The 14,860-nt window shown below is 59.9% G+C and carries 14 protein-coding genes; 9 read left to right on the top strand and 5 right to left on the bottom strand.

Going from position 1 to position 14,860, the window contains the following annotated elements:
• Nucleotides 1-4: 4 nt before the first annotated feature.
• On the bottom strand, nucleotides 5-1,126 hold the full coding sequence (locus A6U86_RS05185; protein ID WP_068387932.1) for a hypothetical protein: 1,122 nt from the start codon (nucleotides 1,124-1,126) through the stop codon (nucleotides 5-7).
• A 109-nt stretch (nucleotides 1,127-1,235) separates the two neighbouring features.
• Here A6U86_RS05185 and A6U86_RS05180 point away from each other — a divergent pair, with 109 nt between their 5' ends.
• From A6U86_RS05180 to A6U86_RS05165, 4 genes are all read left to right on the top strand, one after another.
• Entirely contained in the window at nucleotides 1,236-1,823 is a 588-nt protein-coding gene (locus A6U86_RS05180) for a nitroreductase (protein ID WP_068386804.1), read from the top strand.
• On the top strand, nucleotides 1,823-2,428 hold the full coding sequence (locus tag A6U86_RS05175; protein WP_068386802.1) for a flavin reductase family protein: 606 nt from the start codon (nucleotides 1,823-1,825) through the stop codon (nucleotides 2,426-2,428). Before A6U86_RS05180 ends, A6U86_RS05175 begins: the two co-directional genes overlap by 1 nt.
• Before the next feature lie 108 nt (nucleotides 2,429-2,536).
• Entirely contained in the window at nucleotides 2,537-3,688 is a 1,152-nt protein-coding gene (locus tag A6U86_RS05170) for a DUF2336 domain-containing protein (protein WP_141683626.1), read from the top strand.
• A 31-nt stretch (nucleotides 3,689-3,719) separates the two neighbouring features.
• Nucleotides 3,720-4,184 carry a GNAT family N-acetyltransferase gene (locus A6U86_RS05165; RefSeq protein WP_068386796.1) on the top strand — a complete coding sequence of 155 codons (465 nt, stop codon included), beginning with the start codon at nucleotides 3,720-3,722 and terminating at the stop codon, nucleotides 4,182-4,184.
• On the opposite strand, the gene A6U86_RS05160 is transcribed toward A6U86_RS05165, so the two are convergent.
• The 3 genes from A6U86_RS05160 to parE form a co-directional block, all read right to left on the bottom strand.
• A complete protein-coding gene (locus A6U86_RS05160) occupies nucleotides 4,156-5,370 on the bottom strand; it encodes an AI-2E family transporter (RefSeq protein ID WP_068386793.1) in 1,215 nt (404 codons plus the stop codon). The genes A6U86_RS05165 and A6U86_RS05160 overlap by 29 nt on opposite strands.
• 141 nt (nucleotides 5,371-5,511) lie before the next feature.
• Nucleotides 5,512-6,645, bottom strand: coding sequence for an esterase-like activity of phytase family protein (locus A6U86_RS05155; RefSeq protein WP_068386790.1), 1,134 nt, complete (start codon nucleotides 6,643-6,645; stop codon nucleotides 5,512-5,514).
• A gap of 149 nt (nucleotides 6,646-6,794) precedes the next feature.
• Complete coding sequence (gene parE / locus A6U86_RS05150; protein ID WP_068386786.1) at nucleotides 6,795-8,858, bottom strand: DNA topoisomerase IV subunit B; 2,064 nt, start codon at nucleotides 8,856-8,858, stop codon at nucleotides 6,795-6,797.
• 206 nt (nucleotides 8,859-9,064) lie between these two features.
• Between parE and A6U86_RS05145 the strand changes: the two genes are divergently transcribed.
• From A6U86_RS05145 to A6U86_RS05130, 4 genes are all read left to right on the top strand, one after another.
• A complete protein-coding gene (locus A6U86_RS05145) occupies nucleotides 9,065-9,961 on the top strand; it encodes a dienelactone hydrolase family protein (protein WP_068386783.1) in 897 nt (298 codons plus the stop codon).
• 139 nt (nucleotides 9,962-10,100) lie between these two features.
• Nucleotides 10,101-10,871 (top strand): triose-phosphate isomerase, encoded by a 771-nt coding sequence (tpiA, locus tag A6U86_RS05140; protein ID WP_068386780.1) that lies wholly within the window; start codon nucleotides 10,101-10,103, stop codon nucleotides 10,869-10,871.
• 113 nt (nucleotides 10,872-10,984) lie between these two features.
• Entirely contained in the window at nucleotides 10,985-11,515 is a 531-nt protein-coding gene (secG, locus tag A6U86_RS05135; protein WP_068386777.1) for a preprotein translocase subunit SecG, read from the top strand.
• Between the two features lie 143 nt (nucleotides 11,516-11,658).
• A complete protein-coding gene (locus tag A6U86_RS05130; protein ID WP_068386774.1) occupies nucleotides 11,659-13,287 on the top strand; it encodes a CTP synthase in 1,629 nt (542 codons plus the stop codon).
• Here the strand turns inward: A6U86_RS05130 and ftrA are convergent.
• On the bottom strand, nucleotides 13,250-14,287 hold the full coding sequence (gene ftrA, locus A6U86_RS05125; protein WP_068386770.1) for a transcriptional regulator FtrA: 1,038 nt from the start codon (nucleotides 14,285-14,287) through the stop codon (nucleotides 13,250-13,252). The two genes, A6U86_RS05130 and ftrA, sit on opposite strands and share 38 nt — an antisense overlap.
• A gap of 65 nt (nucleotides 14,288-14,352) precedes the next feature.
• Here ftrA and A6U86_RS05120 point away from each other — a divergent pair, with 65 nt between their 5' ends.
• A complete protein-coding gene (locus tag A6U86_RS05120; protein WP_068387929.1) occupies nucleotides 14,353-14,745 on the top strand; it encodes a rhodanese-like domain-containing protein in 393 nt (130 codons plus the stop codon).
• Nucleotides 14,746-14,860 lie beyond the last annotated feature (115 nt).

Below are 14,860 nucleotides of genomic sequence, written 5' to 3'. Positions count from 1 at the left end.
GGCCTCAATCCATGCTTTCGCCTTCGTCGCCTCCGGCGGGTACCAGTTGCTCATATGTCGGCAATGGTTGTTGGGTGGAGGTCGCCGGTTGCGTCTGGGGGCTTTGGGTCTGGCGCATCTGCGGCATCTGGATCGGGAGCTGCTGGGCCGGTTGCTGGTCGTCGACTTCCTGCGGCTGCTGTTCCTTCATCAGCACTTCCACATCCGTGTTCGTGCCTGCCACCACGGTAAAGTCCCGCTGGTAGATCTTGTCCTTGTTACGAGCCACGGCAGTATAACGGCCCTCGGCGAGTACCATAGTCGGGAAGGCGCTCAGGCTTTCCCCGACTATATCGCCGGCAGAGGTCAGGATCGACCAGGCGGTATCGGCGATCGCTTCGCCGCCGGCATCCGACACCAGTTTGAGCGTGATCTTTGCCGCCCGGTGCTGGATGGTCGCCTCCGTTACCTTGCCGGCTTCAACCTGAATATCGGCTCGGATGACTGCGTTGACGCTGCCATACTCCGAAACAATGTGGTAGGTGCCTGCGCTCAGGCCCACCAGCGTGTTCGGCTTGACGTCGGCCATGACAAGGCCGCGTTCGCCATCTTCCTTGGCCTCGCTGGAATAGATCGCGAAACTCAACTCTTTTGGCGGAATGCGGACATCGGATCCGGAAACGGCGTTCAGCACCATGCCGCCGGCATCAAGAACCATGGTTTGTTTCTGGGTATCGCCCGTTTCCGCGACGCTCAACTTCTTGGTCACGCCAGCACGGCCGAAGGAGACATTGACGAAGTAGTCACCGGGCAGAAGATGGAAGGCGGCCGAGCCACCCTTCGAGCTTGCCACCAGCGGCAGCTTGCCGTCGGCGCCGGCGATCGGGCTGAAGACATACCAGGACAGGCCCTGCTGCTGCGGGCCGCTCTGCGGGGTCAGTTTGGCTTCAAGCCAAACGTCACGCAATGTGCGGGAGGGCGAATTTTCGCCGCCGGGCGCTACGAATGCGTTGAGCTTCGGCATCTTCACGCTGCCGTCGAGCTGCTTGAACTCCTTGAAAGCCTCCTGCGCGGATGCGGTGCTATTGAGGCTCAGCAGGACGGCAAAAGCCGCGCTCAATCGGCGAGCGGATGAAATGCCTGACATGGGTTCCGAACCGATTGACTTCCGATAAAACACACGCCACTTCAAAACCAATGCGGTGGCAAATTCAAGACCCACATCCTCGTATCCGTAAAATGAGAGCAATCACTCAATGAAAACCGACATCAAGCTGATCGATTATCTCGCCGTGCGTCGATCTATCCCTGCATTTCAAATGGCAGAGCCAGGTCCGGAAAAGGCCGAGATCGAGGAGATCATCCGATTGGCCTCGCGCGTGCCGGATCACGGCAAGATCGCCCCTTGGCGCTTCATCGTCTATCGCGGCGAGGAGCGTGCACGCATCGGCGAGGAGCTGCTGACGCTTGCATTGGAAGCAAAGCCGGATCTGTCGGAAGAAATGATCCAGGTGGAGCGCACCCGCTTCACGCGCGCGCCGGTCGTGATCGCCGTCGTCAGCAAGGCGGCGCCGCATGTCAAGATCCCGGAATGGGAGCAACTGATGTCGGCAGGCGCGCTTTGCCTGAACCTGTTGATTTCGGCCAATGCTCATGGCTGGGTATCCAACTGGCTGACGGAATGGTTTGCCTATGACGAGCGGGCCTATCCGCTGCTCGGCGTCGCCTCGGGCGAGAAGGTCGCCGGCTTCATCCATATCGGCTCATCGAGCTTCCCGCCCGTCGAGCGTCCGCGTCCGGAATTGTCGGAAACGGTGACATGGGTCGGTGGCGGGGACGCCTGATGTTCTACACGACGGATACCAATCGTCACGGTCTGGCGCGCGACCCCTTCAAGGCCATCGTCGCGCCAAGGCCGATTGGCTGGATCGGCAGCAAGGGCAGGGACGGTTCGCTGAACCTGTCCCCTTACTCCTTCTTCAACGCGGTCAGCGACCAGCCGAAGCTGGTGATGTTTTCGTCGGCCGGACGCAAGGACAGTGTTCGTAATGTCGAGGAGACAGGCGTCTTTACGGCCAACCTCGTCAGCCGCAACATCGCCGAAAAGATGAACCAATCATCGATCGCCGTGCCTTATGGCGTCAACGAGTTCGAATTGGCGGGGCTGACCGCAAGGCCGGGCGAATTGGTCGATGCGCCCTATGTCGGTGAGGCCTTTGCGGTGCTGGAGTGCCGTGTCACCGAAATTCTGGAGCCGAAAGGCCTGGATGGCGAGGCTTCGGAAAACATCATGGTCATCGGCCAAGTTGTTGGCATCCATATTGATGAAACGATCATTCGCGATGGGAGGCTTGATATGGCGCTGGCAAGGCCGATCGCGCGCATGGGCTATATGGACTATAGCGAAGGCAGTGATGTCTTCGAAATGATACGCCCCAAGGCACCCTGACACATATCGCGCTAATTTTTCTTGGTTAATGAACAAGGTAAACGCCCCGTAAACCTTTGCCCGCTAAGGTTGGCAGCATGAGTTCGCGGGGCGGGAATCGCCTCGCCGATATCGAGGCGTAACGTGATCATAGAAGCATTCCTTCGCTGGGCCGAGACCGCAAAGGCAGACAACAGAGCCAGGGCAGCCAATGCCCTCGGCCGCGCCTATCTGCAATCGGACATGCCGAATGAGGAACGCGTCGCCGCCGAGATGGCGATGACCTATCTGCTCGATGATCCGTCACCGCGCGTACGACTGGCGCTGGCCGAAGCCGTCGCCCGCTCATCTGATGCTCCGCGCAACGTCATCTTGTCCCTTGCCGAGGATCAGCCCGAAATTGCAGGGCAGATCATCCTGTTTTCTCCGGTGTTCACCGATGCCGATCTGGTCGATCTCGCGCTGCATGGTAGCGATGTGACGCGGATTTTGATCGCATCGCGCGGGCAGGTGCCTCGGATGGCTTGTGCGGCCCTTGCGGAGATCGGCGGAGAGACCGAAATCCTCTGCCTTCTCGAGAATGACGGAGCATTGCTTTCGCAGGCTTCGCTGAAGCGTATCGCAGAGCGGCTAGGCGATTGTGCCGACATACGCGGCCTGCTTCTGTCTCGTGATGGCCTGTCTTCGGACATCAGGCACCTGTTGATGCGGCGGGTCAGCGAGGCGCTATTGGAATCGAGCCTCATCCAGACGGTTATCGGCGCCGGCAGGCTCCAGCAGGTGACCCGCGAAGCCAGCGAATCGGCGACCGTTGCCATCGCCGGATCTGCGCAACACGAACAGCTGCCGGACCTGGTCGAACATTTGAGGCAGAGCGGCTGGTTGACACCGGCTTTCCTGATGCACGCACTTTGCTCCGGCAAGGTCGATTTCTTTGCCTGCGCCATCACCAATCTCTCCGGCTGCGACGAACGACGCACCCGTTCGATCATTTCCAGAGGCCGAGCCCATGCCATCCGCGCGCTTTACGAGAGCGCCGGACTATCCCGCGACATCAGCACAGTATTCGTGGAAGCAACGCTCACCTGGCGTGATGCGTCGCGGGCGAATGGCGGAGCCATGCTCGAGAATGTCTCGTCTCTCCTGATGCGCAAATTCCGCCTGACGGAGCAGCCGGCTGCGGCCACGCAGCTGCTCGACATGGTGGAGAAACTTGCAAATGCCGAACGGCGGCAGGCCGCCCGGGGCTTCGCCGCACTGGCGACCCTCGCCGCCGCGTGATATCCAGCGACAGTCTTCACCGAGGTGTATCTTGTCGCTGTCTATTGCTATTGAATCTCCCCGCCAGGATGGCGTTATCCGCCTTCTCAACATGTCGGATGCCTATGCGGAATCGCTTTATCCGGCCGAGAGCAACCACATGCTCGACCTTGCCTCGCTGGAAAAGCCGGAGGTGACGTTCTGGGTTGCGAGAATCAACGGTGATATCGTCGGGTGTTGCGGGCTTGTGGAAGCAGGCGAGGGCACCGCTGAAATCAAACGCATGTTCGTGGATCCCGCTGCCAGAGGGCTTAGCGTTGCGCGCAAGCTGATGGAGACACTTGAAACAGCCGCATCCGAAAAGCGACTTGAAGCCATCCGCCTGGAAACCGGCATATATCAGCCGGAAGCAATCGCCCTCTACAAAAGGTTCGGTTATGTCGAGATTGCGGCCTTCGGTAGCTATCAACCAGACCCGCTCAGCCTGTTCATGGAGAAGAGGCTGGCTCTGACCTAGGCACGCGATCAGCGTTCGGAACCGTCGGGCCACGCAGTTGCAACTCAGGCTCCTGCGCATGCTGCTCTTCGGTCAGTTCCGCCTCGCGAATCCATTCGCGCCAGATGGCGACGATGATTGCCATCAAGACCGGGCCGATGAACAGACCAAGGAAGCCCATGGTCTTTACGCCGCCGACGAGACCGAAGAAGGTCGGCAGGAAGGGCAGCTTGATCGGGCCGCCGACAAGCTTCGGGCGAAGCGTCTTGTCGACGATGAAAAGCTCGACCGTGCCCCAAACAAACAATCCAACGCCCGCCCAAAGTGACCCGCTGGCAACAAGATAAACCGAGACGAGAAACATCGACAGCGGGGCGCCACCCGGCACAAGGGCCATGACGCCTGTGAGAACGCCAAGCGTGATCGCAGAGGGGGCGCCGGCAATCCAATAGGCCACGCCGAGAACGATGCCTTCGCCGATCGCGATCAGCGTCATGCCCATGACGGTGGAGCTGATGGTGGCCGGCACGACACGGGAAATCCGTTCCCAGCGGTTCGGAAGGATGCGCTCGCCAAGGAGATCGACCTGGCGCACGAAGGTCGAACCATCGCGATAGATGAAGAACAGGGCGATCAGCATGAACAGCAGGGTTAAGACGACATGAAACGCGTTGCCGCCCGCCGCAAGGACCGCCCTGTAGATGTTGCCGATATGCGCGCCACTGACCAGTTGCGCCAGCTCGCCGATTGAGCCCGGGCTGCCGACATATTGCGTCCATTGTTCGCCAAGCCATTGTCCAACGACTGGCAAGGCCAGGATCCATTCCGGCGTTGGCGCGCCTTCGCGGTTGACGTGAACGGCCCAGCCGAACCATTCGCGCACTTCACCAGCCATATAGATGGCCGACAGCACGATCGGCAGGACGAGAAACGTCACGATGAACATAAGGGCGATGGTGGCCGCGAGCGTCGTATTGCCACCAGTGCGGCGCAGCAGCTCGCTATAAAGCGGCCAGGTGGCGAAACCGATCACCGCTGCGGCTAAAACCGGAACAAGAAAGCCGTAGAAGAAATAGGCGCCGGCAATGGCAATCAGAATTAGCAGCCAACGCGCAGCGGAGATGGATGGAATAAGCGGCATGCGCGCATGCGCACTCGACCCCAGCCAACGATGCTCCTTCGGCTTCTGACGTTCAAATACACCCACCGGACTTACTTTGCCCCTCTTCAACTAGATCCACCCGGTTATGGGGTACGATCTAGGCTCTTTCAAGAGCAACGCCCTGAAAGCCTCTTTATTCCGATGCCGTGACAATAACACGACTGCCGTAAAGATAATAACAAGGCTTCAGGAGGGACGGCGGATCACCTTGAATGCGAAAAACTGGGTCTTTTGCATCGGATTGAAGTTGTTGTCGGCGACAAGGATCAATACATCCGTGCCGTCCCTGGCCTTGCCGAAGGCAATGCCTTCGATGTTGTCAGGGGCAAGGCCGAGAGCCCGCAGATCCATGATCTGGGCCTTGCGCACCGGCACGACGCGCTGATCGGTCTTGGCAAGCGAAGGGATGTTCGACACATCGGTAGCGCCGTCGAGATCGACCATATTGATCACGATGGTATTGCCGATACCCTGGGCGTAGCCGCGTTCGATCGCGAGCAGATGGTGGTCGTCAAGTCCGATGATCTCGGACAGGCCGGAATCGTTCCAGCCGTTTGCCGTGGGTGGCGCCTGCGGAATTGGCGAGACCGGATAGACATATTGCGCCTTCGGTTCGCCGGTCGCGACGTCATAGCGGATGAGGCGGGCAAGCGCGCCGCCGGTGAGCGTGGCGATCTGCCCATCCTGATAGAGCGCGGATTCCGTGCCGACGATCAGATCTCCACCGGAGAGAAAAGCCAGGCCTTCGAAAGCGAGATTGTCACGGATGCCAGTGCTCTTGTCGGCGGTGGGCGCGAATCCGTCCGGCAGTGAAAATTCGCGCATGTAGCCGCCGGCTCGGTTGGCAATACGCACGAAGGGCGGCAGCAATGCCTTTCCGTCGCCTTCACTGCTCCAATATATGCCGTCCCTGCCAAGGCGAATGGATTCCGCATCCACCTTTTTCGTCGCGAAAGGCTGGCCATCCTTATCCTGCAGCGTAACGTGATCGAGAACCGCTACGCCTTTCAGGCCTTCGGCGCTGACGTCAATATCCAGGCGGTAGAAGCGGGCCGGCGCCTTCTCGGAGCGATCATCGCTGATGGAAATATAGCGGCCGGTTGACGGATCAAATTCGATGCCCGACAGGCCGCCGACCTCAACGCCATTTTCCGTGAAGCCTGTCGGGATATCGTAGCTGCCGAGATAGGCGAGGCTGATGCCGGCGTTGCAGTCGCCAAAGGGGCAGGGCACGTCGATAATCGTGCCGATGTCTGCAGCGTGAACGGGAAGGCCGAACAGGAAGGCGGCGGCAACAGCCGACAAAATGGGCTTCAACATGGCGATATGGTCAATCCGAATGGTTAAATAGCGACATTCAAGCTAATGCCGCCATCTATGCATCCGTCCATGACGCGTTCGTAACGAATATCCGACATTCCGATAAAATATCGGGGATGGTGCCGGGCAACGGCAACCCGTTGCGGTTGTCAGATATCCAGATCCTCGGCGAAGGCCGCACGCTCCTGAATAAAGCGGAAGCGGGCATCGGCCTTGGTGCCCATGAGATTGTCGACGGCATCGCGCGTGCCCTCGAAATCGACCTCATCGATCTCGACACGCAACAAGGTCCGCTTGGACGGATCCATCGTCGTTTCCTTGAGCTGCGCGGGAAGCATTTCGCCCAAGCCTTTGAATCGGCTGATCTCGAGCTTGCCTTTGCCCTTGAACTCCGTCTCCATCAGCTCCAGCCGATGCGCGTCGTCGCGGGCATAAATCGATTTCGCCCCCTGCGTGATCTTGTAGAGCGGCGGAACGGCCAAGAAAAGATGGCCACCGCGGACCAGTTCGGGCATTTCCTGATAGAAGAAGGTAATCAGCAGCGAGGCGATGTGAGCACCGTCGACGTCGGCATCGGTCATGACGACGATGCGCTGATAGCGAAGGTCTTCTTCCCGGTATTTCGAGCGCGTGCCGCAGCCCAGCGCCTGGATCAGATCGGCGATCTGCTGGTTGGCCGAAAGCTTTTCGCGGCCGGCGCTGGCGACATTGAGGATCTTGCCGCGCAGCGGCAGGATCGCCTGATTCATGCGATTGCGCGCCTGCTTGGCAGAGCCACCGGCCGAGTCACCCTCGACCAGGAAGAGTTCGGCGCCGGCGGCGGAGTTCTGCGAGCAGTCCGCGAGCTTGCCGGGCAGGCGCAGCTTGCGCACGGCGGTCTTGCGGTTGACTTCCTTTTCCTTGCGGCGGCGCATGCGCTCCTCAGAGCGCTCGATCACCCATTCCAGCAGCTTTTCGGCTTCGGTCGGATTATCGGTAAGATAGTGGTCGAAGGGATCGCGCAGAGCGTTTTCGACGATGCGCTGCGCCTCGACGGTCGCGAGCCTGTCCTTGGTCTGGCCGACGAATTCCGGTTCGCGGATAAAGATCGAGAGCATGCCGACGCCCGATATCATCACGTCTTCCGTGCTGATATTGGCGGCGCGCTTGTTCTGCGTTAGTTCGGCGTAGCTCTTCAGACCCTTGGTAAGCGCGATGCGGAAGCCGGCCTCATGCGTGCCGCCCTCAGGCGTCGGGATGGTATTGCAATAGGAATGGATCTGCGGATCGCCGCCGTACCAGGTGATCGCCCATTCCAGCGAACCGTGACCGCTATCCTTCTCCGTCTTGCCGGCGAAAATCTCTCGGGTAACGGTGAACTCGTTGCCCATCGTCGCCTTGAGATAATCTTTCAAGCCGCCAGGGAAATGGAAGACGGCTTTCTCAGGAACATCGGAGCCCTCCGGCGCCAGTTCCGGATCGCAGCTCCAGCGAATCTCGACGCCGCCGAACAGGTAGGCCTTGGAGCGCGCCATGCGGAAGACACGGGCCGGCTCGAAGCGGGCATGATCGCCAAAGATCTGCGGATCGGGATGGAAGCGGACCCGGGTGCCGCGGCGATTATGGACATCGCCCATTTCTTCAAGGCCGCCGACCGGCACGCCGCGCGAAAAGCGCTGGCGATAGAGCTTGCGATTGCGGGCGACCTCGACTTCCAGATCATCCGACAGCGCGTTGACGACGGAGACGCCGACGCCGTGCAGACCGCCCGAGGTCTCGTAGGCCTTGCCGTCGAACTTGCCGCCGGCATGCAGCTTGGTCATGATCACTTCGAGCGTCGATTTGCCCGGTACCTGCGGATGGTTTTCCACCGGGATGCCGCGACCGTTGTCGGTGACGGTCAGATAACCCTGCCGGTCGAGATAGACCTCGATGAAATTGGCATGGCCGGCAACGGCTTCGTCCATCGAATTGTCGATGACTTCGGCGAAGAGATGGTGCAGCGCCTTTTCATCCGTGCCGCCGATATACATGCCCGGACGCATGCGGACCGGCTCAAGCCCCTCAAGAACGCGGATCGAGCTTGCGCCATATTCCTCGGCTGAAGATGTCGTCGGCGCCGCGCGCTGCGGCGTCGCTGCCACAGGCTTTTCAACTTTCAGGGCGGGCTTTTCCGTTGCCTCCGGCTTAGGGGCACTAGGCAGTCCGGAGAAGAGATCGTTGCTGTTATCCATAGAATTTCAAGCTGCTCAGATTTGTTCTGGTGGGGCCAGACCCCTTTTATTATCGCATTTGCGGCCGCTATTCGCGAATCACCGTGATTCTGCCAGAAACGGCACACAAGAGCGATGGCGCCCCACGACGGGGCAGATTTATAAAGAGATTTGCGTTGCCGGGTGACGAATGGCAAGCCCGGTGGCCGATCGGAGGAAGTGTCCGCATGCGAATGTCCACAGCTCATTTGCCTATCCTGGCCGCGATATCAAGCTTTCTGCTGCTTGCGGCCGCTTCCAGCGCCGATGCGGAGATGCTGAAGCCCTTCAAGGACGAACTCTTTTCTAATCAGACCGTGCTCGAGAGCCATGACAATGGCGCTTTCCAGACGATCGATTATCAGGAGATGCGGGATATCAACGGTCGCGACCAAATCCCGGAAAAGCGCGTCAAGCCGGCCTATGTCGACACGGGCGTCCGCTGGAAGGCGCAGGAAGACGAGACCCTGCAGCTCGGCGATCACAAGGTCGATGTCACGCGGATAGGGCCGGCATCGAAACAGGCTTTCACCGTCATTTTCATCCATGGCCGTGGCGGCGATCGCCGGCTCGGCTCCAACGACTATACGTTCGGCGGCAATTTCAACCGGCTGAAAAACCTCGCCTACGCAAACGGCGGCACCTACTATGCGCCAAGCGTCAAGAGCTTCGACAGCAATGGCGTGGCCGATATAGCAGCGCTGATCCGCTATTCCTCCGAACAATCCGGCGGCAAGCCCGTCATTCTGACCTGCGCCTCGATGGGCAGCTTCATCTGCTGGGGCATCACCCGCGATGCCGAAAGCGTCAAGCGCCTGAAAGGCATGGCGATTCTAAGCGGTGTCACCGATCCGGATTTTACGAAGAGCGCCTTCTACAAGGCGAAGCTGCCGCTTTGGTTCACCCATGGCAGCAAGGATCCGGTCTATGCGGCAGCCGACCAGCAAGCCCTGTTCGAGAAGCTCTACAAAGCGCATTACCCGACGCGGTTCACGCTTTTCGAAACCGGAAATCATGGAACGCCGGTGCGGATGACCGATTGGCGCAGGGTGCTCAACTGGATCGCTGATCCACAGGCCTCCTGAAACATATCAGCCAATTCGACTTATTTTCCGGATAAGCATCTTTCAAACGATTTGAACCGGTTTCGACCCCTTTCCATAACTTTCCTTTCCTCCACAGTTTTGTTAGTCCGACAGGTGGATCAAGGGGGAGAAGTTCGGAATGACGAAGACTGTACGGCCGCTTCTGGCCGGAAACTGGAAGATGAACGGCACGCGTGCGAGCCTGGATCAGATCAAGGCGATCGCAGACGGCGTCAAGACGCCGCTATCGGAGAAAATCGATACGCTGCTTTGCCCTCCGGCCACCTTGCTCTATGTCGCGACGGCGCTCTGCGACGACAGCCCGCTGGCGATAGGCGCCCAGGATTGCCACCAGCAGGTCAGCGGCGCACATACCGGCGATATCTCGGCCGAGATGATTGCGGATTGCTTCGGCACCCATGTGATCGTCGGCCATTCCGAGCGTCGCCGGAACCACGCGGAAAGCGACATGCTGGTGCGCGCCAAGGCGCAGGCCGCCCATGAAGCGGGCCTGACGGCCATCATCTGCCTTGGCGAAACCGCCTATGAGCGCAACAGCGGCCAGACCCTGGATGTGCTGAAGCGCGAGCTGGCCGGCTCGATTCCAGACAACTCGACGGCAGAATCGACCGTCATCGCCTACGAGCCTGTATGGGCGATCGGCACCGGTCAGGTTCCGACCCGCGAAAATGTCGAGGAGGCCCATGGCTTCATCCGTTCCGAGCTCGTCGAACGCTTCGGCAAGCAAGGCGGCAAAATGAGAATCCTCTACGGCGGATCGGTCAGCGGCGCCAATGCGCGGGACCTTCTCGATGTTCCCAACGTCAATGGTTTGCTTGTCGGAGGTCAAAGCTTGAAAGCGGTCGATTTCCTCGCCATTTATGCCGCATTCGAACGGCAGTTCGCCTAAAGACCGGCTTGTCCGGAATTCCGGCCTCAAAAGGGCTTGGAATAGGCGAGAGCCTCATGTAAAGAGCCGCGAGCTTTTCTTTTTGATGCCCGCATGCGGGCAGGACTGGACCTATGCAAACCGTACTGCTTGTCATCTATCTCATGATCGTTGTCGCCCTCATCGGCGTGGTGCTGATTCAGCGCTCCGAAGGCGGTGGCCTCGGCATCGGCGGCGGATCGGGCTTCATGTCCGCGCGTGGTACGGCCAATGCGCTGACGCGCACCACGGCCATCCTGGCGGCGCTGTTCTTCGCACTGGCGCTTGGCATGAATGTTCTGTCGCGCTTCGAATCGCGCCCGACCGACATTCTGAACCGTATCCCGAGCACGGCGGGCCAGGGTAACGGCATTCTCGACTCACTCGGCGGCCAGAAGGGTGCTGCTCCGGCGACGACTCAGCCGAAGCCAGCCGACAATAGCGGCGTTCCGAACAGCGGTGCCGTCGCTCCGCAGTCGCAGGCAACGCCGCCCGCAACGACGAACCAGCCGGCAGCTGCAACGAGCACGCAGCCGGCTCCGGCCGCTACCGGTCAGCAGACCGCGCCGACGGCTACGACACCTGCGCCAGCCCAGAGCGGCGGCGAAGTCCCGACCGGCAAGTAAGCCAGGTCGGCCAAGATCATCCCCGGCAGGTCCTTGGATCTGCCGGTTTTGTTTTGTCGATATTCCGTCTTCTGTGTCCAAAATTCCGGAAACGAATTTTAGGGCTAGCGGAATCATTTGTTAAAAGGTATCCGGTGACTCCCATGGCGCGATATGTATTCATCACAGGCGGCGTGGTTTCTTCCCTCGGAAAAGGAATTGCGGCCGCGGCTCTCGGAGCGTTGTTGCAGGCTCGTGGTTATCGAGTCCGCCTTCGCAAACTCGACCCCTATCTGAACGTGGATCCGGGCACGATGAGCCCGACCCAGCACGGTGAGGTCTTCGTCACCGACGACGGTGCGGAAACCGACCTCGATCTCGGCCACTATGAGCGCTTTACCGGCCGCTCGGCCACCAGGACCGACAACATCACCACCGGTCGCATCTACAAGAACATCATCGACAAGGAACGCCGCGGCGACTATCTGGGCGCCACCGTTCAGGTCATTCCGCACGTCACGAACGAGATCAAGGATTTCGTCATCGAAGGCAATGACGACTATGATTTCGTCATCTGCGAGATCGGCGGCACGGTCGGCGACATCGAAGCCATGCCGTTCATGGAAGCGATCCGCCAGCTCGGCAACGACCTGCCGCGCGGCACTGCGATCTATGTCCACCTGACGCTGATGCCTTATATTCCGGCTGCCGGCGAGCTGAAGACCAAGCCGACACAGCATTCCGTCAAGGAATTGCAGGCGCTCGGTATTCATCCCGATATCCTACTCGTGCGTGCCGATCGCGAAATCCCTGAGGCCGAGCGCCGCAAGCTTTCGCTTTTCTGCAACGTCCGTCCTTCGGCCGTCATCCAGGCGCTCGACGTCGCAAACATTTATGACGTGCCGATTGCCTACCACAAGGAAGGCCTCGACAACGAGGTTCTGGCCGCCTTCGGCATCGAGCCGGCGCCGAAGCCGCGTCTCGATCAGTGGGAAGAAGTCTGCAATCGCATCCGTACGCCGGAAGGCGAGGTGACCATTGCCATCGTCGGCAAGTACACCGGCCTCAAGGACGCCTATAAGTCGCTGATCGAAGCGCTGCATCACGGCGGTATCGCCAACCGCGTCAAGGTCAATCTCGAATGGATCGAATCCGAGGTCTTCGAAAAGGAAGATCCGGCGCCCTATCTCGAGAAGGTTCACGGCATTCTCGTGCCCGGCGGTTTTGGCGAGCGCGGCTCGGAAGGCAAGATCCTTGCGGCCCGTTTCGCACGCGAGCGCAAGGTGCCGTATTTCGGCATCTGCTTCGGCATGCAGATGGCTGTCATCGAAGCGGCCCGCAACCTGGCCGGCGTCGAACATGCCTCGTCGACGGAATTCGGACCGACAAAGGAGCCTGTCGTCGGCCTGATGACCGAATGGCTGAAGGGCAATGAGCTGCAGAAGCGCACCGCGGCCGGCGATCTCGGCGGCACCATGCGCCTCGGCGCCTTCAAGGCGGCTCTCAAGAAGGGTACGAAGATTTCGGAGATCTATGGCTCGACCGATATCTCCGAGCGCCATCGCCACCGCTACGAAGTCAATGTCGACTACAAGGACAAGCTTGAAGACTGCGGTCTCATCTTCTCCGGCATGTCACCGGACGGCATCCTGCCGGAGACGGTCGAATATCCGGATCATCCTTGGTTTATCGGCGTCCAGTATCACCCGGAACTGAAGTCCCGGCCGCTGGAACCGCATCCGCTATTCTCCAGCTTCATCGAAGCTGCGACGGAACAGAGCCGCTTGGTCTAAGGCCGGAAAATCGCTTGCGGTAGTCGCTCGGGCTGACCGCAAGCTTTTCCCTGAAATGATGGCGCATGGTGGCGAGCGACCCGAACCCGCTCGCCACGGCCACATCATCGAGCGAAATGGCCGCTTTCTTTTCCAAAAGGTCGCGAGCGCGCCTTAATCTCTCGCCCAGCAGCCATTCCCCCGGAGACATGCCTGTGGTCGCCTCGAAGCGACGCTGGAAGGTTCGCGTGCTCATGCCGGCTCGTGTCGCGAGCGCTGATATGGGCTGATCCTCCTGCAGACGTTCGCGCATCCATTCGAGCAAGGGCCCCAATCGAGCGCCTTCGCGCTGCCTGAGAACGGGCGTCTCGATATATTGCGCCTGGCCGCCCTCTCGATGTGGGGGCACCACAAGCCGACGGGCGACGCTGTTGGCGGCATCAGGTCCGAAATCCCGGCGCACGACATGCAGGCAGAGATCGATGGCCGCAGCACTTCCAGCGGCCGTCAGCACGCTGTCTTCGTCGACATAGAGGACATCGGCATCGACTGAAATATCCGGATAGCGCGCGGCTATGGAATCCACATAGCGCCAATGCGTCGTTGCCTTTCGGCCAGCGAGCAATCCTGCGGCGGCAAGCACCGCTACGCCCGAGCATAAAGACATGATGCGCACGCCACGGCGACCAGCCGCCTGCAGCTCTGTAATCAGCGGGGCGGGGACAGGCGTGCCGATGCCACGCCATCCGGGCACGATAATCAGATCGGCATCGGCAATCGCTTCCAATCCGTGATCGACCTGCACCGTGAGGCCGCCGGCAGCCCGCAACGGGCCATCCTCGATCGCGCAGGCAGAAAATCGATACCAGTCGCCCCCCATCTCCGGCCGCGACAGGCCGAAGATTTCATGGGCGACGCCGAATTCGAAAGTGCATAGCCCGTCATAGACGAGCGTGACGACATGCGGGCCGAGAAGATTGGGGATGTGAGCGTTTGGCATGATTTTGACGCTATATGGCATTTCGGCCAATTTCAACTCTCGAACCGCTCGGGCATGAATGCAGCGAACCAATGAAGGAGCGTTACATGTCCCTAGTCAGTGAAATCCCCGCCGCAGATCCGCAGCTCGTTGCCGAACATTATGCCCGCAGGCTCGCCTTCGAGACAGATTGTTCCGATGTGCAGCAGGCCATGACCTCAGGCAACGCGGATTTCGTCCTCATCGATGTTCGCGGTCCAGCCCTGTTTCAGGAGCAGCATATTCCCGGCGCGATCAATCTGCCGCATGGCAAGATGACGGCGCGAAAGATGGCGGAATGGCCTGAGGATACACTGTTCGTGGTCTATTGCGCCGGTCCGCATTGCAACGGCACCGACAGGGCCGCCTTGCGGCTCGGCACGCTCGGCAAGCGCGTGAAGGTGATGATCGGCGGCATTACCGGCTGGGCAGACGAGGGCCATCCCTTCGAAAGAGGATGATTGAATAATGACGCAAGCCCGGCTCATGTCGGGCTTGCCCAAATTTGCAACACTGCGAAAAACTTCGGCATCTACGTCATTTGACTGTCGCGCCCCTTGGGTTTCCGTGGCACTG

The sequence above is a fragment of the Rhizobium sp. AC27/96 genome, from assembly GCF_001692325.1.
Taxonomy (GTDB): Bacteria; Pseudomonadota; Alphaproteobacteria; order Rhizobiales; family Rhizobiaceae; genus Rhizobium.
Note: the sequence above shows the minus strand (reverse complement) of the source record. Positions and strands in the feature narration are given on the sequence as shown.

Excerpts from the sequence above, each read along its gene's own strand:
- A6U86_RS05185 (WP_068387932.1), bottom strand. The coding sequence starts at position 1,126 with ATGTCAGGCATTTCATCCGCTCGCCGATTGAGCGCGGCTTTTGCCGTC.
- A6U86_RS05180 (WP_068386804.1), top strand. The coding sequence starts at position 1,236 with ATGAAAACCGACATCAAGCTGATCGATTATCTCGCCGTGCGTCGATCT.
- A6U86_RS05175 (WP_068386802.1), top strand. The coding sequence starts at position 1,823 with ATGTTCTACACGACGGATACCAATCGTCACGGTCTGGCGCGCGACCCC.
- A6U86_RS05155 (WP_068386790.1), bottom strand. The coding sequence starts at position 6,645 with ATGTTGAAGCCCATTTTGTCGGCTGTTGCCGCCGCCTTCCTGTTCGGC.
- parE (WP_068386786.1), bottom strand. The coding sequence starts at position 8,858 with ATGGATAACAGCAACGATCTCTTCTCCGGACTGCCTAGTGCCCCTAAG.
- A6U86_RS05145 (WP_068386783.1), top strand. The coding sequence starts at position 9,065 with ATGCGAATGTCCACAGCTCATTTGCCTATCCTGGCCGCGATATCAAGC.
- tpiA (WP_068386780.1), top strand. The coding sequence starts at position 10,101 with ATGACGAAGACTGTACGGCCGCTTCTGGCCGGAAACTGGAAGATGAAC.
- secG (WP_068386777.1), top strand. The coding sequence starts at position 10,985 with ATGCAAACCGTACTGCTTGTCATCTATCTCATGATCGTTGTCGCCCTC.
- A6U86_RS05130 (WP_068386774.1), top strand. The coding sequence starts at position 11,659 with ATGGCGCGATATGTATTCATCACAGGCGGCGTGGTTTCTTCCCTCGGA.
- ftrA (WP_068386770.1), bottom strand. The coding sequence starts at position 14,287 with ATGCCATATAGCGTCAAAATCATGCCAAACGCTCACATCCCCAATCTT.
- A6U86_RS05120 (WP_068387929.1), top strand. The coding sequence starts at position 14,353 with ATGTCCCTAGTCAGTGAAATCCCCGCCGCAGATCCGCAGCTCGTTGCC.